Origin of the sequence: Hanstruepera neustonica, assembly GCF_002895005.1 — a bacterium.
Classification (GTDB): Bacteria; Bacteroidota; Bacteroidia; order Flavobacteriales; family Flavobacteriaceae; genus Hanstruepera; species Hanstruepera neustonica.
In genome coordinates, this window is record NZ_POWF01000003.1 from 191,122 (window position 1) to 216,756 (window position 25,635).

Consider the following 25,635-nt stretch of genomic DNA (forward strand, 5'->3'; position numbering starts at 1 on the left):
TCTATCTCTTCAATGTAAAATGTGCTTGGAATTGTTTAGCAGCATCATTCGATGGCTCTCTATAATCCACTGTAAACCAATAATCACTAGAAGGTAATGGGTAACCATTTAATGTTCCATCCCAACCTGGGCTGGAAGGACTCAACTGTTTTAACAGTTTGCCATATCTGTCAAAGATGTAGATCTTGGCATCCATCTGTGAACTGATTCCTGATATCTGCCAAGTGTCATTATCGCCATCGTTGTTTGGTGTAAAGAACAGTGGGTAGTCCATAACCAAAACCGTATCGCTTCCAATACCACAACCGTAAATATCTCTAACCTGTATGAAGTGTTCCCCTGGAGTAACGTTGGTAAAGGTATAGGTATTGTCGTTTGGCTCGTTGCTCACCCATGGCCCATTATCAATACTAAACTCATAAGATGCCGCTCCATCACCCGAGGCAATCACTTGAATAACATTGTCATCGGCAAAGGCTTCAGTTACAACCGTTGCATCTACAATTGGCGGTGAACTTTCTTCAACGTTAACTGATATAACATTGAAACATTGGGTATCTATATTCGTTATGGTAACAATATGTGCCCCAGCCTGAACAGCTGTATAGCTCGAATCAATACTGACGATAACACCATTCGGGTCTTCCCATTCAAAAGTATAGTCCGTGGCACTCAATCCCGTGTCAATGGTTGGTGATCCAACAACTTCGGTGCCATTGGTATTGACACAAATTGTATATAAATCATCTGGCGTAAACATCGGAATTGGATTAACTATTAAATCAAAAGTTATGATTGTATAACATCCAGTGCCATCATCAGATGCATTGTTTGGATCTCCTGTATTGGTTACACGCACATAAATGGTTTGAGGTGTTGCAATATTGGTGTAAGCTGTTTCGTTTGAAATAGGGTTCTCCCCTGATTCTGCATCGGCCATCGATTCATGGTATGTTACCGTTTCATCAAAATCGTTCAACATTAATCCTTCGTTGAGGGTCAAATCAAACTCTTCCTGTAAATCACCTGGATTGTTGTCATCACAAGTAATCATATCAGGCAATACATCATTGGGCGTCGGCAACGTATTGACCACTAATGTCAAAGTGGTCATGGATGAACAATTTCCGCCACTGGTTGTTTCGGTAACCGTCACAAAGATGGTCTGTGGGTTGTGTGGCAATCCGCCTATCGATGTATTTTGATAGGATTCATAATTGGCTATTGGATTGCTTGGAATATCGGCCATTGTTTCAAAATAATCAACACTCAATGTCACATCACCACCTGTATAAGCATCATTTTGAGATGTTAGATCAAAAATGGCATAACCATCATTATCGTTCGTGTCATCACATACTTCAAAGATGCCATCTTGTGCTTCAGCCGGTATAACTGGCAATGGGTTAACCATTAAATCAAATTGCCCAACTTTTATACATCCGTTTAATCCTTCCAACCTGACATAAATAGTTGTATTTCCAGATACGTAGTCAGATAGTTGCGGTTCCATTATAGGATTCAATCCTGGAGATGCTTCAGCATCTGCTAATGTCTCATGGTAGGTCAATATAAAGTCTGCCGGGTTTTGTGTACCGTAAATGGTAGCGTCCATGATTGTTAAATCAAATGAGGCTGTTCCATCAAAATCATCATCACATATCACATACGGATCAATGGATGTCGGTATTTCTGGTGTCGGCTCTACTATCAACTGCAACTGCACAATGGTCGGGCAATCATCATTATCTCCATAATCAACTCGTACATAGATTATTTGTCCTGCCACATTCGATAAGGTATCTCCCTGTGGATTCACATCATCTTGTGCATTTTGAAGGGTTAAATGGAAAGATACATCTAGTGTCGCATCACTAGCCAGAATTTCATCTCTGGTAGTTGATAGGTCAAAGTCACCCAAATTATCATTGTCGGGATCACAATATGTCAATGGTGTCAATGGATTGACATCGGGTCCATTGGTTACATTTAAAACCAATGTCGTGGTTGTGAAACACCCTGTATTGGAATCTTCAACTCTAATGTATACTACTTCACCATCGGTTCCTATATAGGCATCATCTGAAGGTGAAACTTCTGGAGAACCAGATTCGGCTGCAACCAAGCTGTTGTAGTAGGTAACAACATAATCTGAATTACCAGCAGCTATTTCATCGTTTTTAATGGTTAAATCCAGTTCGGTCATGCCATCACTGACATCATCATCGCAAACTACCAATGGCGTTGGGTCCACTATTGAAGGTATCGGTAACACAGTAACGTCTTGCGTCGAACTACCACTACAAGCTCCTGTAATTTCATATTGAACGGTATAGGTAACACCTGGTGTTCCACCAGTTACTAAACCCGTAGCTGAATCTATCGATACTGGTGCACCTGGATCCGGATTTAAGGTGAATGTTCCACCAACATCACCTGTTATGGTAGCTGTTCCACCATCGCAAGTTGCCGTTATTGTGAAGTCAGTATTCGCTTCAGTAAGAACAGTCACATCTTGAGTAGTACTCGCAGGACAACTACCAGATGTTGTATATTCTATCGTATAAGTGACTCCGCCTGTACCACCAGTCACCTCCCCTGTAGTCGAGTTTATCGATACTGGTGCCCCTGGATCTGGATTCAATGTAAAGGTTCCTCCTGTATCTCCGTTGATGGTAGCCGTACCGCCATCACAAGTCGCCGTCATCGTAAAGCTTGGGTCGTCCTCTGGTAAGACCGTTACCGTCTGGGTATCACTGTCTGGACAGACTCCTGCTGTTGTATATTCTACTGTGTAGGTAACTCCTGGTGTTCCACCGGTTACCACACCCGTAGCTGGGTCTATCGACACTGGTGCACCTGGATCTGGGTTTAACGTAAATGTTCCGCCAGCTGTACCACTGACTGTGGCAGTACCGCCATCACAAGTCGCGGTCATCGTAAAGCTTGGGTCGTCCTCTGGCAAGACCGTTACCGTCTGGGTATCGCTGTCTGGACAGACTCCCGCTGTTGTATATTCTACTGTATAAGTAACTCCTGGTGTACCACCCGTTACCACACCCGTAGCCGGGTCTATCGATACTGGTGCACCTGGGTCTGGGTTTAACGTAAAGGTTCCGCCTGCATCACCATTGATGGTAGCTGTTCCACCATCACAGGTAGCTGTCATCGTAAAGCTTGGGTCGTCCTCTGGTAAGACCGTTACCGTCTGGGTATCACTGTCTGGACAGACTCCTGCTGTTGTATATTCTACTGTATAGGTAACTCCTGGTGTACCACCCGTTACCACACCCGTAGCCGGGTCTATAGATACTGGTGCACCTGGGTCTGGGTTTAACGTAAAGGTTCCGCCTGCATCACCATTGATGGTTGCTATTCCGCCATCACAGGTCGCTGTCATCGTAAAGCTTGGATCGTCCTCTGGCAATACCGTTACAGTCTGGGTATCGCTGTCTGGGCAGACTCCCGCTGTTGTATATTCTACTGTATAAGTAACTCCTGGTGTACCACCCGTTACCACACCCGTAGCTGGGTCTATCGATACTGGTGCGCCTGGATCTGGATTCAATGTAAACGTTCCGCCTGCATCACCGTTGATGGTTGCTGTTCCTCCATCACAGGTCGCTGTCATCGTAAAGCTTGGATTGTCCTCTGGTAAGACTGTTACCGTCTGGGTATCGCTGTCCCCACAAGTTCCTGCTATTGTATATTCTACTGTGTAGGTAACTCCTGGTGTTCCACCGGTTACCACTCCCGTAGCTGGGTCTATCGACACTGGTGCGCCTGGGTCGGGGTTCAATGTAAAGGTTCCGCCTGCATCACCGTTGATGGTTGCTGTTCCGCCATCACAGGTCGCTGTCATGGTAAAACTAGCATCTGCGGCCGTAAGTACTGTAAATGATTGCGTGTCATTTGCAGGACAAGCACCACCAATTGTGTAATCTACCGTATAAGTAACTCCTGGTGTTCCACCGGTTACCACTCCTGTAGCCGGGTCTATCGATACTGGTGCGCCTGGGTCGGGGTTCAATGTAAAGGTTCCGCCGGTATCTCCGTTGATGGTTGCAGTTGCTCCATCACAGGTTGGCGTCATCGTGAAATCAGCATTGCCTTCCGTTAATACAGTAACCGTCTGGGTATCGCTGTCTGGGCAGACTCCCGCTGTTGTATATTCTACTGTATAAGTAACTCCTGGTGTTCCTCCTGTTACCACACCCGTTGCCGGGTCTATAGATACTGGTGCGCCTGGATCTGGGTTCAATGTAAAGGTTCCGCCTGCATCACCCGTTATGGTAGCTGTTCCGCCATCACAGGTCGCTGTCATCGTAAAGCTTGGGTCGTCCTCTGGTAAGACTGTTACCGTCTGGGTATCGCTGTCTGGGCAGACTCCCGCTGTTGTATATTCTACTGTATAAGTAACTCCTGGTGTTCCTCCTGTTACCACACCCGTTGCCGGGTCTATAGATACTGGTGCGCCTGGATCTGGGTTCAATGTAAAGGTTCCGCCTGCATCACCCGTTATGGTAGCTGTTCCGCCATCACAAGTCGCTGTCATCGTAAAGCTTGGATCGTCCTCTGGTAAGACTGTTACCGTCTGGGTATCGCTGTCCCCACAAGTTCCTGCTATTGTATATTCTACTGTGTAGGTAACTCCTGGTGTTCCACCGGTTACCACTCCCGTGGCTGGGTCTATCGACACTGGTGCGCCTGGATCTGGATTCAATGTAAAGGTTCCGCCTGCATCACCGTTGATGGTTGCTGTTCCGCCATCACAGGTCGCTGTCATGGTAAAACTAGCATCTGCGGCCGTAAGTACTGTAAATGATTGCGTGTCATTCGCAGGACAAGCACCACCAATTGTGTAATCTACCGTATAAGTAACTCCTGGTGTTCCACCGGTTACCACACCCGTAGCTGGGTCTATCGATACTGGTGCGCCTGGGTCGGGGTTCAATGTAAAGGTTCCGCCTGTATCTCCGTTGATGGTTGCAATTGCTCCATCACAGGTTGGTGTCATCGTGAAATCAGCATTGCCTCCTCCTGTGCTTACAGATACTGTTACGGTATCTGAATCTGTAAAAGTACTACCGTCACAATTTGTGTATTCTACCTCAACGGTGAATGTTTCATCAGCAGTTGGACAAACGTTAACTGTATCCGAATTTCCAATTGGGCTACCACCCCCATCATACCATGTTATATCATAGTTCGGGGTGCCATTAGGCGTAAATCGCCAAGCTTCAATACTAGCAGACCAATTGCCTGTATTTCTTCCTGGTGGTGTATAAGCTATCGTACCAGCAGGATTTTGAATTCCGATTACCGCATTTCCATTATTCCAAGTTAAACATGTTGGTTTGTCTAAAATATATACTTCAATAGTGTTTGTACCTTCATACAACACTATCTGTTGAAACGTTTTTAAATTATTACATGAAAATTGCGCTACATTAAAATAGCTAACCACAAAGGTTCTACAAGGTGCTGTACCCTTTACCTCCCATCCAATTTCATGAGTTCCATTACTGGCAGCTGGGTCAATATCGTGAACGGCACCAAAGATATTTACATCTGCCAATGTCGCGTTTGTATTATTTGGTATAGTCTGACTGAAAGCCCACCCATTAAAAGTATTGGCATTACTTACATCAAAACTTATACCCCCATTAGCTCCAACAATTAATTGATTATAATTATTATTAAAAAAGCAAAATTCAAAAGGTAAATTAACAACACCACTCCAAATATCATCTATATTCACAAAAAGTGGATTTGCTAATCCATTAAAATTTGAAGGTGGGTTGAACGGGATTGATGACACTGCATAGCTATTTGTTTCACCTGTTTCCAGATAGGTAGCCGTTAAATCTACACAGGCAGCATCGTCACAATCTATAACCTGATTAGGACCTGCCTGAACGTTTGGACAGCCTGGCCCTTGAGCATAGATAGAATGGGCAATAACAATTAAAAATAGCGTAATTAACTTTTTCATTGAAAGAGGGTATTTTAATTTTTTAAAAGATAGACAGGGGTACGAAAACTATAATTTTAGCAATATAGCTATAAGCGACGAAAAATAAGAAAAAAATAGAAAAAAGCCCTTAAAAATTCGGTGAAATTAATTGTTTGTTAATAACATATTTTGAAAAAATGGAAATGCTTATCTTTGCAGATTAAAACCCTTATATTTCTATTACATGAAATTTAATACTGATATAGAAGATTTTGATGCTATGGGCAATGACCATATTGGTACTTCTGCCAACACACCACTACGCAAAGATGCCTTTAAACTGAATCAAGACGAAAAAATTGAAATTATCAAAGATGATGTTAGGCGTATCATGGAAACTTTAGGCCTTGATTTGACAGATGATAGTCTTAAAGGAACCCCTAACAGAGTTGCGAAGATGTTTGTGAAGGAACTTTTTGGCGGCCTGGATCCAGCCAAAAAACCAAGCGCTTCAACCTTTGAAAACAAATACAAGTATGGCGAAATGTTGGTTGAAAAAAATATCACGGTCTATTCAACCTGCGAACACCACTTATTGCCTATTGTTGGAAAAGCACATGTTGCTTATATTTCCAATGGTACCGTTGTTGGTTTATCCAAAATGAATCGTATTGTTGATTATTATGCCAAGCGACCTCAAGTACAGGAACGATTGACCATTCAAATAGTTAAAGAACTGCAAGAAGTTTTGGGAACAGAAGATGTTGCCTGTGTTATTGATGCCAAGCATTTATGCGTTAATTCCAGAGGCATTAGAGATACCGAGAGCAGCACAGTCACATCTGAATTTGGTGGCAAATTCAAAGAAAAGGCTACTCGCAGAGAATTTCTTGACTACATAAAACTTGACACTTCGTTTTAATTAAACCTAACCTAATTTCATGCAATTATTTGACCAACAGCAAATTAAAGTTTACAACACTTTAAGCGGCGAAAAAGAAATATTCAAACCCATTAATGATGGACATGTTGGCATGTATGTCTGTGGACCTACAGTATACAGCAATGTCCATCTAGGCAACGTTAGAACCTTCATGTCTTTTGATATGATATTTCGCTATTTTAAGCATTTAGGTTATAAAGTTCGATATGTCAGAAATATTACGGACGCTGGTCATTTGGAGAATGACGCTGATGTTGGAGAAGATCGTATTGCTAAAAAAGCGCGATTGGAGGAAATTGAACCTATGGAAGTTGTACAACGCTACACTGTTGACTTTCACAATATCTTAAACAAATTCAATTTTTTACCACCAAGCATTGAACCGACAGCTACCGGTCATATTATCGAACAAATAGAAATTATCAGGAAAATTATTGATAATGATTTGGCCTACGTTGTAAATGGCTCTGTTTATTTTGACGTTTTAAAATATAATGAAACCAAACCTTACGGTATTTTGAGCAAGCGTAATGTTGAAGATCTCATTCATAACACTCGGACTTTAGATGGTCAAAGTGACAAAAAAAATCCTCAAGATTTTGCCCTTTGGAAAAAAGCCGAACCACAACACATCATGCGTTGGCCGTCTCCTTGGAGTGATGGTTTTCCAGGATGGCATCTAGAATGTACCGCTATGAGTACAAAATATTTAGGCGAGCATTTTGATATTCACGGCGGTGGAATGGATTTAAAATTTCCGCATCATGAGTGTGAAATTGCCCAAGCTGAAGCAACCAACAACGTTGCTCCTGTTAACTATTGGATGCATGCTAATATGCTGATTATGAACGGTAAAAAAATGGCCAAGTCAACCGGGAATTACATTTTACCTAATGAAATTTTCACAGGAGACAATCCTCATATCACCAAAGCTTATTCTCCTAGTGTTGCGCGTTTTTTCATGCTTCAAGCACACTACAGAAGTGTATTAGATTTCACCAATGATGGTTTATTGGCTAGTGAAAAAGGATTTTTCAGACTAATGGATGCCATCAATTTACTGGACGTTTTAAAAACTAGCGAAAAATCAAGTTTTAATATATCCGAATGGAAACAAAAATGTTATGACGCTATGAATGATGATTTCAATACGCCCATTGTCATAGCAAACTTGTTTGAAGCGGTAAAATATATTAATCAGATTAAAGATGGATCTGCAAGTATAACACATAGTGATCTAGCTGAATTAAAAGACTCTATGCATGCATTTGTATTTGATATTTTAGGCTTGGAAAATGCTACAAAATCTAATACGGATTCTGACAAGCTTTCAGGAGCTGTAGAAATTTTAATTCAATTGAGGCAAGAAGCCCGCGCCAATAAAGATTTCGCATTATCAGATAAAATTCGTGATGAATTGGCTGAAGCTGGTATTCAATTAAACGACAGTAGGGATGGTACCACTTTTTCGACTAATTAGTCATGAAAAAAATACTGATTGCACCTCTACTATTTCTAATAAAAGTCTATCAAATTTTTATATCTCCTCTGACACCTGCTGCTTGTAGATATCAGCCTACTTGTTCCCACTATTCAAAGGAAGCCTTGGAGAAATATGGTTTATGGAAAGGTGGTAAATTAGCCATAAAAAGGATTTTTAGTTGTCATCCTTGGGGTGGTTCAGGTTATGACCCAGTTCCTTAAAATATCATGTCTTTCATTTCATTGCTTTCGTATCCGTTTTCAATTATATATATTTACTACATCAATTAAAAACCTATGTATTTACTGAAATTTGATTGGAATCCTATTACAGGTATAGATATTGTTGGAAATTTTAAATTACATTTCTACAGTATGATGTGGATTGTTGCCTTTCTTTTAGGATGGTATATCATGAAACGCATTTTTACTAAAGAAAAGGTAAATTTAGAATATTTGGATCCGCTTTTCATTTATACTGTTTTAGCAACCATGCTAGGGGCGCGTTTGGGACACGTATTATTTTATCAATCTGAATTGATATCAGAAGATTTCTTCAGTATTTTTCTCCCATTTAGATTTAAAGGCGGGTTTGAATTCACTGGATTTCAAGGACTTGCCAGTCATGGTGCTGCGATTGGCATCATAATCGGTATGTATTTATACAGACGTAAATACAAGTATAAATCCTTGATGTGGATACTAGACCGTGTTGTCATTTCGGTGGCTTCAGGTGCTGTTTTTATAAGAATAGGAAACTTTATTAACTCTGAAATCATTGGTAAGGTTACTGATTCATCTTTTGGAGTACGTTTTATTCAAGAAGAATATACGAAGAACGAGGCCATTCAGCTTACAGGCATTCAAAGTCCGCAAGAAGCTTACAACGCTATTGCAAGCAATCCTCAATTTCAAAATCTTTTGGAGGCCGTACCCTACAGGCATCCTGCACAGTTGTACGAATCATTTTGCTACATTTTTGTTTTTCTAATTTTATGGTACGTTTACAATAAAACTAAAAAATCAGAACAAGCTGGATTTTTGTTTGGTCTGTTCTTAATAATGCTTTGGACCATTCGGTTTTTTGTGGAGTTTGTCAAAGAACCTCAAGGTGACGAATATATTACTATGTTAGGTTTAAACACAGGCCAGATGTTAAGTATTCCGTTTATTTTAATCGGACTTTATTTTATGTTTCTTTTTAAACCAAAATCTGCTCAATAATTGTTTTATGATTCGGCAATATTTTAGAATAGCAATATTATCTAGTTCTATTATTTTAACATCTGTTACTTCATGCAAGGATGAACCTAAAACAGTAAGCCAAAAGAAAGTTACTTTTAAAAAAGAAGGTGAGCTGCAAATACTTAAAGCTTCTAATGATTCCTTAATCAAAATTCTAGATATCGAGATTGCTGATAATGAGTTTGAAACACAGACAGGCTTAATGTATCGGGAATCCATGAATGAAAATCATGGGATGTTATTTGTTTTTGATGATTCCAGGCCACGTTCATTTTATATGAAAAACACACGTTTCCCATTGGATATTATCTATTTAGATGATAAAAAAACCATAGTTAGTTTTCAGGAAAATGCCCAACCCCTGAACGAAAATTCCCTTCCTTCAAATGCACCAGCGAAATATGTGTTGGAAGTCAATGCTGGTTTGGTAAAACAATGGAATTTACAAGTGGGAGATAAAATAACTTATACCAAACAATAATCTAAAAACTGAATTTAACAAAAAAGCCTTTTTGAAGATTCAAAAAGGCTTTTTTGTTTTAATTAGAATTTGGAATTACGCTTTTGCTTCATCCAAATCCTCTTCTTTTACTTTATTTTTTAGAGCTTCTTTAGCATCACCTTTCTTAACTGAATCATACATTAGAGGTGTTGCTATAAATAATGATGAGTAGGTACCTACGATCACACCAACAATCAATGCAAACATGAACCCTCTTATGGAATCACCTCCAAAAATGAAGATGGCTAACAATACCACTAACGTAGTTAAAGACGTATTCAATGTTCTACTTAACGTACTGCTCAAAGATACATTAATAACTTTATTAAATGGCCATGATGTATGCTCATTAAAGAATTCACGAATTCTATCAAATACAACAACCGTATCATTTAACGAGTAACCAATTACCGTTAATATGGCGGCAATAAATGCCTGGTCAATTTCCATACTGAAAGGCATGTACTTGTAAGTCAATGAGAATACCCCTAAAACAATCAAAACATCATGGAAAACAGCGGCAACCGCACCCAGTGAGAATTGCCATCTTTTAAATCTGAATAAGATATATAAGAACACAACAATCAACGACCCTAAAATAGCCCAGAATGATGCCTGTTTGATATCATCAGCAATCGTAGGACTCACCTTATAATACTTCATCAAACCAACTGTTTTATGAGCATCATCTTTAATAAAATCGTCGTAAGAAATACCATTCAAATAAGGCTGAAGTTCATTATATAACATTGTTCTAATTTCTTCATCAACAGCATTATCAGTCTCGTTTACCTTGAACTTCGTTGTGATTTTCAACTGATTGGCACTACCAAATGTTTTAGCCTCTGCACTACCAAAAGCATCCATCAATTCAGATGATATTTCATTGGCACTGACATCTTGGTCAAAACGCACTTGATAGGTACGACCTCCAACAAAGTCAACACCTTGGTCCAATCCATTTGTAAATAACGATCCTAGACTTATTAAGATTAATGCACCTGATATGATATAAGCTGCTTTACGTTTTCTCAAGAAATTAATATCAATATTTCTAAATAGGTTTTTGGTTATTGCTGTGCTAAAGTCAAGGCTTCCACCTCTTTCAGTATACCAATCAACCAATAAACGCGTGATGAAAATAGCCGTAAATAAGGATGTACCAATACCTATTAATAACGTCGTGGCAAAACCTTTGATTGGTCCCGTTCCAAAAATAAACAATATCAATGCGGTTAAACCTGTCGTGATATTGGCATCTAAAATTGAAGACAGTGCATTACTAAAACCATCGGCAATAGATTCCTTCATACCTTTTCCTTTTGCTAATTCCTCTCGAATACGCTCAAAGATCAGTACGTTAGCATCCACCGACATACCTATGGTTAAAACAATACCCGCAATACCTGGCAAGGTTAATACAGCTCCAAGGCCTGACAACACGCCAAAAATTAATACGATGTTAAATAACATGGCAATATCAGCAAATAAACCAGCCTTGCCATAGTAAAGGAACATCCAAACCAATACCAAGCCTAATGCAATTAAAAACGACATTTTACCACTATCAATGGCCTCTTGCCCTAATGATGGACCAACAACTTCACCTTGAATAATATCAGCTGAAGCTGGTAACTTACCAGCACGCAATACGTTGGCTAAATCGGTTGCTTCATTTAAAGTGAAATTTCCAGAAATAGATGAGTTACCACCTGAAATAGGTCCGGTAGTTACACCAGGTGCTGAATACACCACATTATCTAAAGCAATGGCTATTTGTGTTCCTTGAGTATAGGCACGACCTGTCATTTCCTCCCAAATCTTCGCACCTTTAGCATTCATTTGCATAGAAACCGTTGGTTTTCCAACAGCATCATAGTCTTGTCTAGCATCAGTTACCACTGCACCACTTAATGGTGGTACATTATCTCGGTTACCAATTAAAGCATATAAATCGACTACTTCACTATCCTTTGCTGGTTTGCCAAATACAAATTTTACATTACGTTGTTCAGCAGGTAACAAAGCTCTTACTTGCGGCATATTCAAATACTCCGTGACTTTGTCCTTATCCTTAATATTAACAACCGCTAAAACTGCAGGATTAGGTGATTGAAATAATAAATCTCTTAAAGGATTCACTTCAACTGCTGTTGAATCTGGATCTGACCCTAATAAGTCAGCAATAGCATCGTCTTCAGTAGCCTCTTCAGCTTCTTGATCTGTAGCTTCGGTTTCTGAATCAACCTTTGGAGCTTCCATATCCTTTAGCAAGTTGTTGGCTTCAACTAAAAACGGACCAAACAAATCACGCTTGTAAACATCCCAAAACTCCAATTGAGCAGTACTTTGTAATAACTTAATAGCACGTTCTTTGTCTTTAACACCTGGCAATTCAACCAAAATACGTCCTGAACTACCTAAACGTTGGATACTTGGTGATGTGACACCAAACTCATCAATACGCTTACGCAATACTTCGAAAGCCGAAACGATTGACTCATCAATTTTACGTCTGATAATAGGCTTCACATCATCATCAGTCATAGAACCTTCAATTTCACCGTCTAAAGCACGGGTATAGAAAATATTTGGAGATGCTAATTTAGTATCACCCTTAATAGCATCAAAGGCTATGAAAAAGTCTTCAACAAAATCATTTTGGCTGTTCTTCTGAAGTTCTGAAGCATCGTCTAGCGCTTTATTAAAAACTGGATCTTTACTATAGTTAGCAAGACCTTTTAAGATATCCTTTACAGATACTTGAAGAATAACACTAACACCACCTTTTAGGTCAAGACCTAAATTCATGGCATTTTCCTTCACTTCATTATAGGTATAGTTAGCAATACCTAAATTAAATACATCTTCATTTGATAAAGAGTCTAGATACTTGCGCTCTTTAACTTCATCACCGTTAGAAACTGCCACAGCAGTATCTTCAATGCTATTTGCCTTAAATGTGAATGACAATTGGTAGATACTAACCAAACCAAACAACACCGCAAATAGTTTTACTAATCCTTTATTTTGCATTGTATAAATATTTTAGGGTCAAATTTTTTAAAACCGAGCAAATATAGAATTTACTACAAAATCTGACAATTAATTCTTTTAAATAAAATAGTTGTAAAAAGTCTTCATGGTATCTAACGAAGACTAATTAAAATAATCATTTTCACGTCATGATCATTTTTAAGATTTTTTGAAAAGGGAAGATTAATTATGAATTCCCAAAATGAGCGGGTCCTGCTCTAACTTCTGGAAAAACATAAGATGGGTTACTGATTGTATTTTCAACATAACACCATATCCTAAAGGCAACTTTTTGGTTATCACAATCATTATTGAGATGTGTTCCAATGAAAGCAAACCAGGAATTTGGATCAAAATATCGGTCTATTTTAGATTTTTTGACCAGAACACAGTTGTCCAAACCAGAATTGGATTGATGCGTGTTTTGTATTTCATAGATATCTAAATCAAAATCAACCTCGTTGGAATTTGATGAATGATCACTATCAGTTTTATTAGTTTTAAATGCGAAATCAAGACTTAATTTCATTTCATTAAAAACCACCTCTTTTACACTAGCAATATCTGCCTTGCTGTAATAGGTGATTTTTAATTTCTCATCATCTTGATTAGTGATTTTAATATTTTCAACACCTAACTCCTGTAACTTGCTTTTTACAATTTGAATAGTGCTTTGAGCCTCACTCGATGAAGGCCGGACATCATTGAAATGAAAAACAATTTCCTGATTGGCTTTGTGAGTTTGCTGTTGGCTAACAACACCCAAACAAGTCAAAATCAGGATTAAAATACCAATATGTATTTTCTTTCTCATGCGCCAAATATAAAAAAATAAAGACTGTATTGCTACAGTCTTTATATATAATGCATAATTTTACGGGATTAGGTGTAAATATGAGTTACTTCATCTTAAAAACCCATTAACTTATCGGTTTTTTCATAACCTTCTTCAGGAGTCATTTCAAATTTTTCATCAGAAACGGTTTCCTTTTTAATCTCTGTCACTTCGTGGGTAATTTTAATATTCATGCCCATTTGCGACATGGTCATTTCCATATATAGCGGAAAACCTTCCACTTTAGTACCCATTTGAACTGCTTGATTGGAAATGGCTGAAATTTTATCAGTCACAAACATATCCATTTTCACTTCAGCTCCATCTTTAGACACAGTCAAATTGTATTCTTGACATTCATAGCCTAAAACAGTTTTAGTTTCATCTCCCTTTTCAATAGTAACATCTTTCATGTCTTCCTCTCCTGGCTCCATACTTTTTGTCATGTATTTTTTGCCAACCATTTGATTATCCATCATAATCAACATTTCTTTAGTGTCGGCATTCATGATAGTTATGGAATTCCCTGACATTAAATTAAAAGTTTCAGAACGTGTTTTATTATCTTTAAAGTAAGTGGTTGTCAACACTTCACCTATCATTGCTAACTGTGCTTGCATTTGTTCATTGTCACTAGACATGGTTTGCTTTGATTTTGCTATACCTTCAGTTATTGCTTCTTGAGCAAATGATGACAAACTTAATACACATACTAAAACAAAAAGTATTTTTTTCATTTGATTTATTTTTAAAATTTATTGAATAGTTGAAGTTGTTTTAGTGTTAGTATCACAACTTACATTTTTGTTACTTAATTATAGTTCTAAAAGTCCGTTAGTTTTTCTAACACCTTCGGCACTGGTTTGTAAATGCTCTTTTTCAGCATCGCTTAAATCAATTTCAACAACCCTCTCGATACCATTCTTTCCTAAAATTACTGGTGCTCCGATACAAATATCATCTAAACCGTATTCGCCCTCTAACAATGTAGAGCAAGGGAACAATTTCTTTTGGTCACAAGCTATAGCCTGTACCAAGCCACTAACAGCAGCCCCTGGCGCATACCATGCTGATGTTCCCAATAATTTTGTTAAGGTAGCTCCACCAACTTTGGTATCTTCTTTAACTTGATTCAATCTATCTTCAGATAAAAATTCTGACACTAAAACACTATTCCTTGTTGCTAAACGCGTTAAAGGCACCATTCCAACATCACTGTGGCCGCCAATTACCATGCCATCCACATCACTGATTGGTGCACCTAAAGCTTCGGCTAAACGATATTTAAAACGTGCTGAATCTAAAGCTCCACCCATTCCAATGATTCTATGCTTTGGTAAATTGGTTGTTTTATGAACTAAATAAGTCATAGTATCCATAGGGTTACTTACTACAATAATGATTGTATTTGGAGAGTGCTCAATTAAACTTGATGATACTGATTTTACAATTCCAGCATTAATACCGATAAGCTCCTCACGTGTCATACCAGGTTTTCTCGGGATACCAGAAGTAATAACACAAATGTCACTATTAGCAGTTGCTGAATAATCATTTGTAATTCCTGTAATTTTTGTATCAAATCCGTTTAAGGAAGCGGTTTGCATTAAATCCATCGCTTTACCTTCAGCAAAGCCTTCTTTAATGTCCAGTAACACAACTTCACTGGCAAAATTTTTGATGGCAATATATTCTGCACAACTAGCACCAACTGCTCCTGCTCCAACTACTGTAACTTTCATGATAATTTATATGTTTTTTGTTATTTATATTTTTTTGCAAATGTATGAATTTGAATACGATTAAGGGATTGAAACTCTAATTAATATTATAACTAACTCCCATGTTTAAATTAGCATATTGACCTAGAGTCAACATCGTATTTAATGAGAAATCCTTTATTCTGTAATTGACGTTTAAATCAAACTTTACATTGGTTTCAGTTCCCTCCAAAGATCCCAACGAATCATTTAAATAGCCTAAAACATCAATAAAATCCTGTTTATTGGAACCTCCAACTTCATAATTAAACTTTGTTGAAGCCAATCCAATAGCCGTTGAAAAATCAAATTGTTTGACTGATTTAGAAGCTACTAAATTGAAACCAATTGAATTTCCCTTAACCTTTATGGCATTGATAGTTCCCAAAATCAAATCGGCTTCATTAAACTCATCTTCAACATAATAGTTTGTATAAGTCATCAATAACCCGAAGTGATAGCTACTTTCCATCAAAGGTTTTATCCATTGATTTAAATGATGGGCTAATCCAAATCCAAAAGAACTATATTTAGTTTCATTAATCTTTATATTAGGAGCATATCTTACGATTAGATTCGTCTGTTTCCAAAGTCCTACAGTTGCTTGTATTTGACCATGTTTAACCGTTTCTTGTCCTATTCCTTCAGGCGAATCAAACTCAAAAGTTTCTTCACCTATACGACCTTCCAGAACCACAAAATTATCGCCTCCCAATGCTGTTGGAATTTGTGCAGATGTTGCAGTTCCTTGAATTCCTAAATTTTGTAATTCAGACTCATTCACAATAAAGTTTTTCTTACTATTCGGTATAAACAATAAGTTGTATTGCAAAGATATCTCTACATCAAATTTACTTTTAGGGGTAAAATTAGTGTACCAACCACCTGATGCCTGGTATACCGAAGCATCAGCTGCTGGAGAAATATATTTTTCAGTGAGAAAAATTAAATCTTGCGTAACTGCATCCAAGTCATTCTGAAAACCTTCAAACTGCGAATACCCAAAAAATGGACAAAAGCAACATAGCAAAATGACCTTACGCATCGATATTGGCGTAAATAGCATTCTTTTCAATGAATTCTCTACGAGGTGGTACTTCGTCACCCATAAGCATTGAGAAAATTCTATCGGCTTCACTACCGTTATCAATATTCACTTGGCGTAAAGTTCTGAATTCCGGATTCATGGTCGTATCCCATAATTGTTCAGCATTCATTTCCCCAAGACCTTTGTATCGTTGAACACTGACACTTCCTCCAAATTCTTCAGCAATAATATCGCGTTCTTTATCATTCCAAGCATATTGTTTTTTATTTCCTTTTTTAACCAAATATAGTGGTGGTGTTGCAATATAAACATGACCATTTTCAATCAATTCACGCATGTATCTAAAAAAGAAAGTCAAAATTAAGGTCGCAATATGGCTTCCATCAATATCAGCATCACACATAATAACAATCTTATGGTAACGAAGTTTTGAAAGGTTCAAGGCTTTACTATCTTCTTCCGTCCCGATAGTCACGCCAAGTGCGGTAAAAATGTTTTTAATCTCTTCGTTCTCAAACACCTTGTGCGTCATGGCTTTTTCAACATTTAAAATTTTACCACGTAATGGTAAGATAGCTTGAAAAGCACGATCACGTCCTTGTTTGGCTGTACCACCTGCCGAGTCACCCTCAACCAAGAACACCTCGCATTTTGCTGGATCCTGTTCTGAACAATCACTTAATTTACCTGGTAAGCCTCCAATGCTCATAACCGTTTTACGCTGCACCATCTCACGTGCCTTTTGAGCAGCATGACGTGCTTGAGCCGCTAAAATTACTTTTTGAACTATGGTTTTAGCATCATCCGGATGTTCTTCCAAATAATCGGTAAGCATTTCTGAAACCGCCTGACTCACTGAAGCCGACACTTCTCTGTTACCCAGTTTGGTCTTCGTTTGCCCTTCAAATTGTGGTTCTGCCACTTTAACCGAAACAATTGCTGTTAAACCTTCACGGAAGTCGTCACCAGCAATATCGAACTTCAATTTATCCAACATTCCCGATTCATCGGCATATTTTTTAAGTGTATGAGTCAGTCCACGACGAAAACCAGAAAGATGCGTTCCGCCTTCATGTGTATTGATATTATTTACGTATGAATGTAAATTCTCGGCATAAGATGTATTATAAACCATGGCGACCTCAACTGGAACACCATTTTTTTCACCTTCAAATGCAATAACATCTTGCATTAATGGTTCACGGTTACCATCTAAATATTTAACAAATTCTGGCAAACCGTTTTCAGAATGGAATGTTTCCCCTTCGAAAGAACCATCATCCTTTTTATGGCGTCTATCAACCAAATGTATGGTTATACCTTTATTAAGGTAAGCCAATTCACGCATTCTACTAGCCAAGGTATCATAGCTATACTCTAAAGTCTGTGTAAAAATGGTTGGATCTGGCTTAAAGGTTACCGTAGTACCTCTTTTATCAGTATCGCCGATTTGCTTTACAGGATAAAGTGTTTTTCCGCGCTCATATTCCTGCTCCCATACCTTACCATCTCTATAAACAGTTGCTTTTAAATGTTCAGATAGCGCATTAACACAACTAACCCCAACACCATGCAAACCACCTGATACTTTATAGGAGTCCTTATCAAACTTACCACCTGCACCAATTTTGGTCATAACAACTTCTAATGCTGAGACACCTTCTTTTTTATGCAGATCCACAGGAATACCACGACCATCATCTTCAGTAGTTATAGAGTTATCCTCATTTATGGTTACAGTGATATTATCACAATGTCCAGCCAAAGCTTCATCAATGGAGTTGTCTACAACTTCATATACTAAATGGTGTAATCCTCTTACACCAACATCTCCAATGTACATAGACGGACGCATGCGCACATGTTCCATGCCCTCAAGTGCCTGAATACTATCAGCCGAATACTGTTTTTTATTTTCTTCGCTCATGAATTATATCTTTAAATCTTAATTTTTTACAATAAAAAAATGACGCCTGCGCATCATTTTTGGATACTTACAAATATACGAATTAATAAGGCCTATTAAAAGCTTTTTAGCTAGTTTGAGCGATTTTTATTAACATTTGTTAATTACTGAAAAATGTCTTAAAACGCTTAAAAATAGTCTTAAAATTGATTCTGAGGTTTTTTTGGCTATCAAAAAATTTAGAAAACACAAAAATGCATTAGAGGTAATTAAAATCGATTTTGAATTAATGAAATTAGGTTTAAAATCATGATTTGACTTCAAAATTTGCAATGCTTTGGGATACTTCGCAAACAGTCGTTTCATGATTGACTACTTTTGGATTTTAATATAGATTTTGATTTAATTAAATAATTCACAAAGACTAAAGTGAAGATAGATGGCAATAATCCTTTAGATAGATTAAAGATTACCCAATTCCAGTCCTGTAAAGATGTTTTTGACATCTCCACAAAAACTAACTCTCCATAAGGATACGACTCATAAAAGAACGTCATTAAAAAGTTATAACCCAAGTGAATGCCCAAACCTAACATAATTGATTTTGTTTTATAAAACGCATAGGCCCATACATAGCCTGTAAATCCTGTTACCAATATCACATATACGATTGGTATTACTCCCTCACTCATCATACCATAGGAGAATACGTGATAAACACCAAAACACAATGCTGATAGCAGAATAGCCTTTTTTGACCCAATTCTTCGAATCAACACATACAAAATTGCGCCTCGAAAGACTAAATCTTCAGTTAAAGCCGATCTTATATGATAAATGAAAGATTGGAAGATTAAACTGTAATCAATAGTCTCCTTTTGTTTCCACTTTACATTTAAAATATAGGTTTCTGCAGCAACCATTAAGAGACACAGAAACATCATAAATACAAGCCCAATAAAGAATTGAAGGATTCTATTTGGGTAAGGAATGACACCCAAAACATCAATATTTTTTTTCTCAATAAAGCGCAGAACCGCCCATGAGATTACTAGTATTATCAATAATCCTAACATTTTATATAAGTTTTAAATTAAGGTTATACCTCTTTTGGTTTCAAAAAAGGGATTGAAAATGGATACTTAAAAGTTCCTGTTTGAAGTGATCTTGAGATATTATATATAGTTGTGATAATACCAAAAAGCACAATCGTTCCAGAAATGAAAAAATTATAACCTGGAATAATAAAAAAGGACAGTAATGACAAAAAGAAGAATAAGGTAATTGTCCCATGAAAATTTACAACAGCTCTACCATGTGCATCATACACCTTATTGTCTTCAGCTTTATGAATCCAAAGAAAAAGTGGAAACAAAATACTCCCAAATGGAATAATTAACCCTAGAAAAGGAGAACCGTGAAGCATCAACATCCATTTACGTTGTATGACTTCCTCTTTTGGGTCTTCAAGAATTAGTAATTCATCAATCTCTATTTCAAGACCTGCAGCCAACAGTTTTACTGTTTGAAGATGCGGTTGTACATCACCTTTTTCTATACGCTGAATGGTCCTAACCGTAACAGTAGTTTTATCAGAAAGTTGCTCTTGCGTATATCCTTTTAGCTTTCGCTGATAGGTTAAATTTTCGCTTAAAGAATTTTTATTCATTTTGATTATTTTTCTGATACAAATCTACTGTAAGCAGTTGGTTTTTAATACGACATTTAAATGTCACCTAGCTGTCATTTGCAAGTATCATAAGGGTTTAGAAGGCGCAAACATGGTTATTTGTCATTTCTGTCGTTAAAATTGATATCTCTAAAGGTTTTGATAATAGCGCGAATATTTTACCTAATTTATGCTTTAACATTTTTAAGTTTTGTTTTCCATTAGTAGAGATTTGCGAAAATAGTGGAAGAATTTAATCATTTGTTTTCTTTAGCTCAATTTCGTTATTAAACCTATTTAACAGGGCTACAGCCCTATTGAGGTCTGCCTCAAAAACAGCTTTTATACTATTTAAAGCACCTATTCTAAATCGTACAGCATTTCGAAAAAATACATTATCACCATATTCAACAGGTGGTAAACGCTGAATATCCTCATTTAAAAAACTCCCTTTTGGCGCAAAAAAAGAAAGGTCATCAAACTCAAAAAATTTTGGTGCTAAAATCCCTCTATTATAGCTCTGAAATCCCTCAACCCAATTTTGGTTTACATTTTCAAATGTTTTATAATATGCTTGTAAAGAATCTACAAGGGTTCTATTCTTTATTAAACCAAGTTTACCAGTAGACTTTAAATTTTCCCAAGTAGTTGTCTCCAAATTCGTACCAACAACACTCAATAAAGGCCCTGATAATTCAACTGAAAAATTATACAAAGTTTCATCTTTCATTTCCCGCTCAATGACTTTTAAATCATCTAAAAACGATTGAATTCTTGATATGCTGTTTTTTAAGTTTGTGGTATCAGTTTTAAGATTTTCTTGTAATTTTTCTAAAACAAAATATTCCTCTTTAGAGTCTTTATGATTTTGATTCCATGTATTAATTTGCAAAGCAATCAATATTCCAATTACCACAAGAATAATCTCACCAATAGCGTATTTAAAGTATTTAGAAGTTTTGCCTTCATTAAGAAGGTTTTGACGGATTTGTCTGAAGAACTTAATCATTTAATTTAGTTGGTTAATGCCTAAAGATAACTAATTTATATAATAAAAAAAGCCAGCTTTTAAACTGGCTTTCAATTATTTAAAACAATTTAAACTAATAGGCATCTGTATGTACTTTCGCTACTGCTCTTCCACTAGGGTCATTCATGTTTTTAAATGCTTCATCCCACTCCAAAGCAATTTTTGTACTACAAGCTACGCTTGGTTCTTGAGGTACAGATTTTGCAGCAGCATCACTTGGGAAATGTTCTTCAAAAATAGAGCGATAATAAAACTCTTCTTTGTTTTGTGGTGTTTGTATAGGGAATCTAAAATGAGCATTTTTCATTTGCTCATCAGTAATTTCGTTATTTACTAGCTCCTTCAAGGTATCAATCCAACTATAACCTACACCATCACTGAATTGTTCTTTTTGCCTCCAAGCCACGCTTTCTGGTAGCATATCTTCAAAGGCTTTCCTGATGACCCATTTTTCCATACGTTCACCATTTATCATTTTGTCTTCAGGATTAATACGCATGGCCACATCCATAAATTCCTTATCCAAAAAAGGTACGCGACCTTCAATTCCCCAAGCTGCTAGACTTTTATTAGCTCTTAAACAATCGTATTGATGTAGTTTACTTAATTTTCTAACGGTTTCTTCATGAAATTCTTTGGCATTAGGAGCCTTATGGAAATATAAATAACCGCCAAACAATTCATCTGCACCTTCACCAGAAAGCACCATTTTAATACCCATAGATTTTATTACACGAGCCATCAAGTACATTGGTGTACTAGCTCTAACTGTTGTAATATCATACGTTTCCAAATTATAAATAACATCACGAATAGCGTCTAATCCTTCTTGAATGGTAAATTTAATTTCGTGGTGAACCGTTCCAATATGCTCGGCCACCTTTCGTGCCGCAGCCAAATCTGGTGAGCCTTCTAACCCAACAGAAAAAGAATGCAATTGTGGCCACCAAGCAGCTTGTGTATCATCCGATTCGATTCGTTTTTCAGCATACTTTTTGGCAATTGCCGAAGTTACTGACGAGTCTAAACCACCCGATAGTAAAACGCCATAAGGCACATCACTCATCAGTTGTCTGTGAACCGCATCTTCCAAGGCTTTTTTGATATCTTCAATTTTGGTTTTATTTTCTTTTACAGCTTGATATTCCATCCAATCACGTTGATACCATTTTACAAACTCACCGTCCTTACTTGATAAGTAATGGCCTGGCGGAAAGAGCTCAATTTTAGTACATGTCCCTTCTAATGCCTTTAATTCTGATGCTACATAAAAAGTTCCGTTTTGATCCCACCCAATGTATAATGGTATGATTCCCATGTGATCTCGCGCAATAAAATATTCATCTTTTTCAACATCATATAAGGTAAAAGCAAAAATACCATTGAGCTCATCAACAAATTTAGTTCCCTTCTCCTGATATAATGCTAAAATGACTTCACAGTCACTTTGTGTTTGAAAATTATAATCAGGAAACTGTTTGCGCAATGCTCTATGATTATAAATTTCGCCGTTAGCTGCCAATACAAACCGTTTGTCTTCTGAAAACAAAGGTTGCTTTCCAGAAGTCGGATCAACAATTGCCAAACGTTCATGAGCCATCACAGCTTTATCATTATCAAAAATACCACTCCAGTCTGGTCCACGATGACGAATGGTTTTTGCCATCTCCAAAATTTGAGGCCTTAACTCATCAGATTTTTGCTTTAAATCAAAAGCACAAACAATTCCACACATAATTCAATTTTAAAAATTCTAATTCATCACAAAAATGAATGTTAAATTAAAAAATAAAAACTATAATTGTTATTTTAATTACAATTAATAACTAAAATATAGTATTATATTAATTTTTGTAATTAAAAAATAATTGGAATATAAAATTGCTTTGAAAAAGCAATCAAACAAAAAAGCGTCTTGAACCGCAAGACGCTTTTTTTTAAGGTATATTTAAATATTTATGGGTTTGTAAAGAAACTTTCCATTTAGGATTAGCCATAACATAATCCACTATTTCAGGAACCACCTTATCACGTTTACTCCATTCGGGCTGCAAAAATAATTTGCAATGACTATTCACTTTAGCTGCTTGTTCTTCAGCAAACTTAAAATCGCTTTTATTATAAATAATCATTTTAAGTTCATGGGCTTTAGTATAAATTTCTTCTGTGGGTAATTTTAACTTTTTCGGAGACAAACAAATCCAATCCCATGTACCTGTTAACTTGTATGCACCAGAAGTTTCTATATGGGTTTGGACACCTTTTGCCTTTAATTGATTTGTTAATTCAGTCATATCCCAAGTTAAGGGTTCGCCACCAGTCACCACTATCGTGTCGCTGTATTTTACAGCATTCTCGACAATTTTATGTGTTTCAGTTGGTGGGTGTAATTCAGCCAACCAACTTTCTTTCACATCACACCAGTGACAACCTACATCGCAGCCACCGATTCTCACAAAATAAGCAGCCGTACCTTTGTGATAACCTTCACCTTGAATGGTATAAAATTCTTCCATTAAAGGCAATAATAACCCTTTGTCTATCAGCTCTTGTCTTTCGCTTCTTGTCATAGCCCACAAAGATAACTCTCTGATTTTAGTTTCCTGTAAAATTGTTGAAAAGATTTTCAAGGGTATTGCACCAAGATTAGTATTTTTATGAAAATTTTTGAAAATGAGCAGACAGGAAGCATTTTTTAAGCACATAACTGAAGGTAATACGAATAAAGGCGAATATATAACATTAGGCTCTGCCATGTTAGATGGCAAAACCGTTAAAAATGCTTATGTGAATGTTCCGTTAAAAACCATGAACAGACATGGTTTAATAGCTGGTGCAACTGGTACAGGAAAGACAAAAACACTACAAGTGTTGGCAGAAAATTTAAGTGAGAAAGGGGTTCCTGTATTACTTATGGACATTAAGGGTGATTTAAGTGGTTTGGCTAAACCCAGTCCCGGACATCCAAAAATAGATGAACGTCATGAAGCCATTGGCTTACCGTTTGAACCTAAATCATTCCCTGTTGAAATTTTAACCTTATCAGAACAAAATGGTGTGAGATTACGAGCAACCATTAGCGAGTTTGGTCCCGTATTAATATCCAGAATCTTGGATGTCACTGAAACTCAAGCAGGCATTATTTCCGTTATTTTTAAATATTGCGACGATAACAAATTGCCACTTTTAGACCTAAAGGACTTTAAGAAAATATTGCAATATGCAACAAGCGAAGGAAAAGAAGAGTTTGAAGAAGCTTATGGTCGAATTTCAACAGCCTCAACGGGTGCTATCTTGAGAAAAATAGTTGAAATCGAGCAGCAAGGTGGTGAATTGTTTTTTGGTGAAAAATCATTTGAAGTTGATGATTTATTGCGAGTTGATGACAATGGTAGAGGCTACATCAATATTATTCGCTTAACGGATATTCAAGATAAGCCCAAATTGTTTTCGACATTTATGTTGAGTTTGTTGGCCGAAATTTATTCCACCTTTCCAGAACAAGGGGATACTGGCAGACCTGAACTCATCATGTTCATAGATGAAGCCCATTTAATTTTCAATGAAGCTTCCAAAGCACTTTTGAGCCAAATTGAAAGTATCGTCAAGTTAATTCGTAGTAAAGGTGTTGGCCTATATTTTGTGACACAAAACCCTACAGATGTTCCTGAAGCCGTTTTGAGTCAATTGGGTCTCAAAGTACAACATGCACTTCGCGCATTTACAGCCAAAGACCGAAAAGCCATCAAACTAACAGCTCAAAATTATCCAGACACCGAATACTATGATACTGCCGATGTTTTAACATCATTGGGCACTGGAGAAGCTTTGGTTTCTGCCCTCAACGAAAAAGGTAGACCAACGCCTTTAGCAGCAACCATGATGCGTGCACCAATGAGTCGTATGGACATTTTAACCGATACCGAGTTAAGCAATTTGCTATCTGATTCTAAACTCGTAAAAAAATATAATGAAAAAATTGATAGGGAAAGTGCTTATGAAATGCTCAATAAAAAAATAGAACTTGCCGAAAAAGAAGAACAACTTGAAAAAGCGAAACAAGAAAAAGCAGCCCTGGAAAAGGCCAAAAGCAAGAGTTCTTCATCCAGAAAAAGCACACGCATGAACCCAATAGTCAAAGTGCTAACCAGTGCTACTTTTATACGAAGTGTATTTGGTATTTTGACAAAAGTGATGAAAAAATAATTTTTAAAACAAATCGA

The 25,635-nt window shown here is 37.1% G+C and carries 18 protein-coding genes; 6 read left to right on the forward strand and 12 right to left on the reverse strand.

What is annotated here, in order from left to right:
* Position 1: 1 nt before the first annotated feature.
* On the reverse strand, positions 2 to 5,995 hold the full coding sequence (locus tag C1T31_RS07845; RefSeq protein ID WP_103051937.1) for a T9SS type B sorting domain-containing protein: 5,994 nt from the start codon (positions 5,993 to 5,995) through the stop codon (positions 2 to 4).
* 205 nt (positions 5,996 to 6,200) lie between these two features.
* Here C1T31_RS07845 and folE point away from each other — a divergent pair, with 205 nt between their 5' ends.
* The 5 genes from folE to C1T31_RS07870 all read left to right on the forward strand — a co-directional run bounded on the left by folE (position 6,201) and on the right by C1T31_RS07870 (position 10,107).
* A complete protein-coding gene (gene folE, locus C1T31_RS07850; protein ID WP_103051938.1) occupies positions 6,201 to 6,878 on the forward strand; it encodes a GTP cyclohydrolase I FolE in 678 nt (225 codons plus the stop codon).
* Positions 6,879 to 6,897: 19 nt separating this feature from the next.
* Positions 6,898 to 8,379 carry a cysteine--tRNA ligase gene (cysS, locus tag C1T31_RS07855; protein WP_103051939.1) on the forward strand — a complete coding sequence of 494 codons (1,482 nt, stop codon included), beginning with the start codon at positions 6,898 to 6,900 and terminating at the stop codon, positions 8,377 to 8,379.
* Between the two features lie 2 nt (positions 8,380 to 8,381).
* Positions 8,382 to 8,603 (forward strand): membrane protein insertion efficiency factor YidD, encoded by a 222-nt coding sequence (gene yidD / locus C1T31_RS07860; RefSeq protein WP_103051940.1) that lies wholly within the window; start codon positions 8,382 to 8,384, stop codon positions 8,601 to 8,603.
* Positions 8,604 to 8,678: 75 nt separating this feature from the next.
* Positions 8,679 to 9,605 carry a prolipoprotein diacylglyceryl transferase gene (gene lgt / locus C1T31_RS07865; protein WP_103051941.1) on the forward strand — a complete coding sequence of 309 codons (927 nt, stop codon included), beginning with the start codon at positions 8,679 to 8,681 and terminating at the stop codon, positions 9,603 to 9,605.
* A gap of 7 nt (positions 9,606 to 9,612) precedes the next feature.
* Positions 9,613 to 10,107, forward strand: a complete 495-nt coding sequence (locus C1T31_RS07870) for a DUF192 domain-containing protein (RefSeq protein WP_103051942.1) — start codon at positions 9,613 to 9,615, stop codon at positions 10,105 to 10,107.
* A 75-nt stretch (positions 10,108 to 10,182) separates the two neighbouring features.
* Here the strand turns inward: C1T31_RS07870 and secDF are convergent, their stop codons facing one another.
* From secDF to C1T31_RS07925, 11 genes are all read right to left on the reverse strand, one after another.
* On the reverse strand, positions 10,183 to 13,164 hold the full coding sequence (gene secDF, locus C1T31_RS07875; protein ID WP_103051943.1) for a protein translocase subunit SecDF: 2,982 nt from the start codon (positions 13,162 to 13,164) through the stop codon (positions 10,183 to 10,185).
* Positions 13,165 to 13,351: 187 nt separating this feature from the next.
* Entirely contained in the window at positions 13,352 to 13,978 is a 627-nt protein-coding gene (locus tag C1T31_RS07880) for a hypothetical protein (RefSeq protein WP_103051944.1), read from the reverse strand.
* A gap of 95 nt (positions 13,979 to 14,073) precedes the next feature.
* The gene (locus tag C1T31_RS07885) at positions 14,074 to 14,736 is read right to left on the reverse strand and encodes a hypothetical protein (RefSeq protein WP_103051945.1); all 663 of its coding nucleotides are present in this window, start codon (positions 14,734 to 14,736) and stop codon (positions 14,074 to 14,076) included.
* 78 nt (positions 14,737 to 14,814) lie between these two features.
* Positions 14,815 to 15,741 carry a malate dehydrogenase gene (gene mdh, locus C1T31_RS07890; protein WP_103051946.1) on the reverse strand — a complete coding sequence of 309 codons (927 nt, stop codon included), beginning with the start codon at positions 15,739 to 15,741 and terminating at the stop codon, positions 14,815 to 14,817.
* A 76-nt stretch (positions 15,742 to 15,817) separates the two neighbouring features.
* Positions 15,818 to 16,804, reverse strand: coding sequence for a DUF6588 family protein (locus tag C1T31_RS07895; protein WP_103051947.1), 987 nt, complete (start codon positions 16,802 to 16,804; stop codon positions 15,818 to 15,820).
* Entirely contained in the window at positions 16,797 to 18,734 is a 1,938-nt protein-coding gene (gene gyrB, locus C1T31_RS07900; RefSeq protein ID WP_103051948.1) for a DNA topoisomerase (ATP-hydrolyzing) subunit B, read from the reverse strand. Before gyrB ends, C1T31_RS07895 begins: the two co-directional genes overlap by 8 nt.
* 341 nt (positions 18,735 to 19,075) lie before the next feature.
* On the reverse strand, positions 19,076 to 19,789 hold the full coding sequence (locus C1T31_RS07905; protein ID WP_103051949.1) for a CPBP family intramembrane glutamic endopeptidase: 714 nt from the start codon (positions 19,787 to 19,789) through the stop codon (positions 19,076 to 19,078).
* Positions 19,790 to 19,812: 23 nt separating this feature from the next.
* A complete protein-coding gene (locus C1T31_RS07910) occupies positions 19,813 to 20,382 on the reverse strand; it encodes a helix-turn-helix domain-containing protein (protein WP_103051950.1) in 570 nt (189 codons plus the stop codon).
* A gap of 253 nt (positions 20,383 to 20,635) precedes the next feature.
* Complete coding sequence (locus tag C1T31_RS07915; RefSeq protein ID WP_103051951.1) at positions 20,636 to 21,391, reverse strand: DUF6090 family protein; 756 nt, start codon at positions 21,389 to 21,391, stop codon at positions 20,636 to 20,638.
* 94 nt (positions 21,392 to 21,485) lie between these two features.
* Positions 21,486 to 23,147, reverse strand: a complete 1,662-nt coding sequence (asnB, locus tag C1T31_RS07920) for an asparagine synthase B (protein ID WP_103051952.1) — start codon at positions 23,145 to 23,147, stop codon at positions 21,486 to 21,488.
* A 202-nt stretch (positions 23,148 to 23,349) separates the two neighbouring features.
* The gene (locus C1T31_RS07925; RefSeq protein ID WP_103052000.1) at positions 23,350 to 23,982 is read right to left on the reverse strand and encodes a 7-carboxy-7-deazaguanine synthase QueE; all 633 of its coding nucleotides are present in this window, start codon (positions 23,980 to 23,982) and stop codon (positions 23,350 to 23,352) included.
* A 103-nt stretch (positions 23,983 to 24,085) separates the two neighbouring features.
* Between C1T31_RS07925 and C1T31_RS07930 the strand changes: the two genes are divergently transcribed.
* Complete coding sequence (locus tag C1T31_RS07930) at positions 24,086 to 25,618, forward strand: helicase HerA-like domain-containing protein (RefSeq protein WP_103051953.1); 1,533 nt, start codon at positions 24,086 to 24,088, stop codon at positions 25,616 to 25,618.
* Positions 25,619 to 25,635 lie beyond the last annotated feature (17 nt).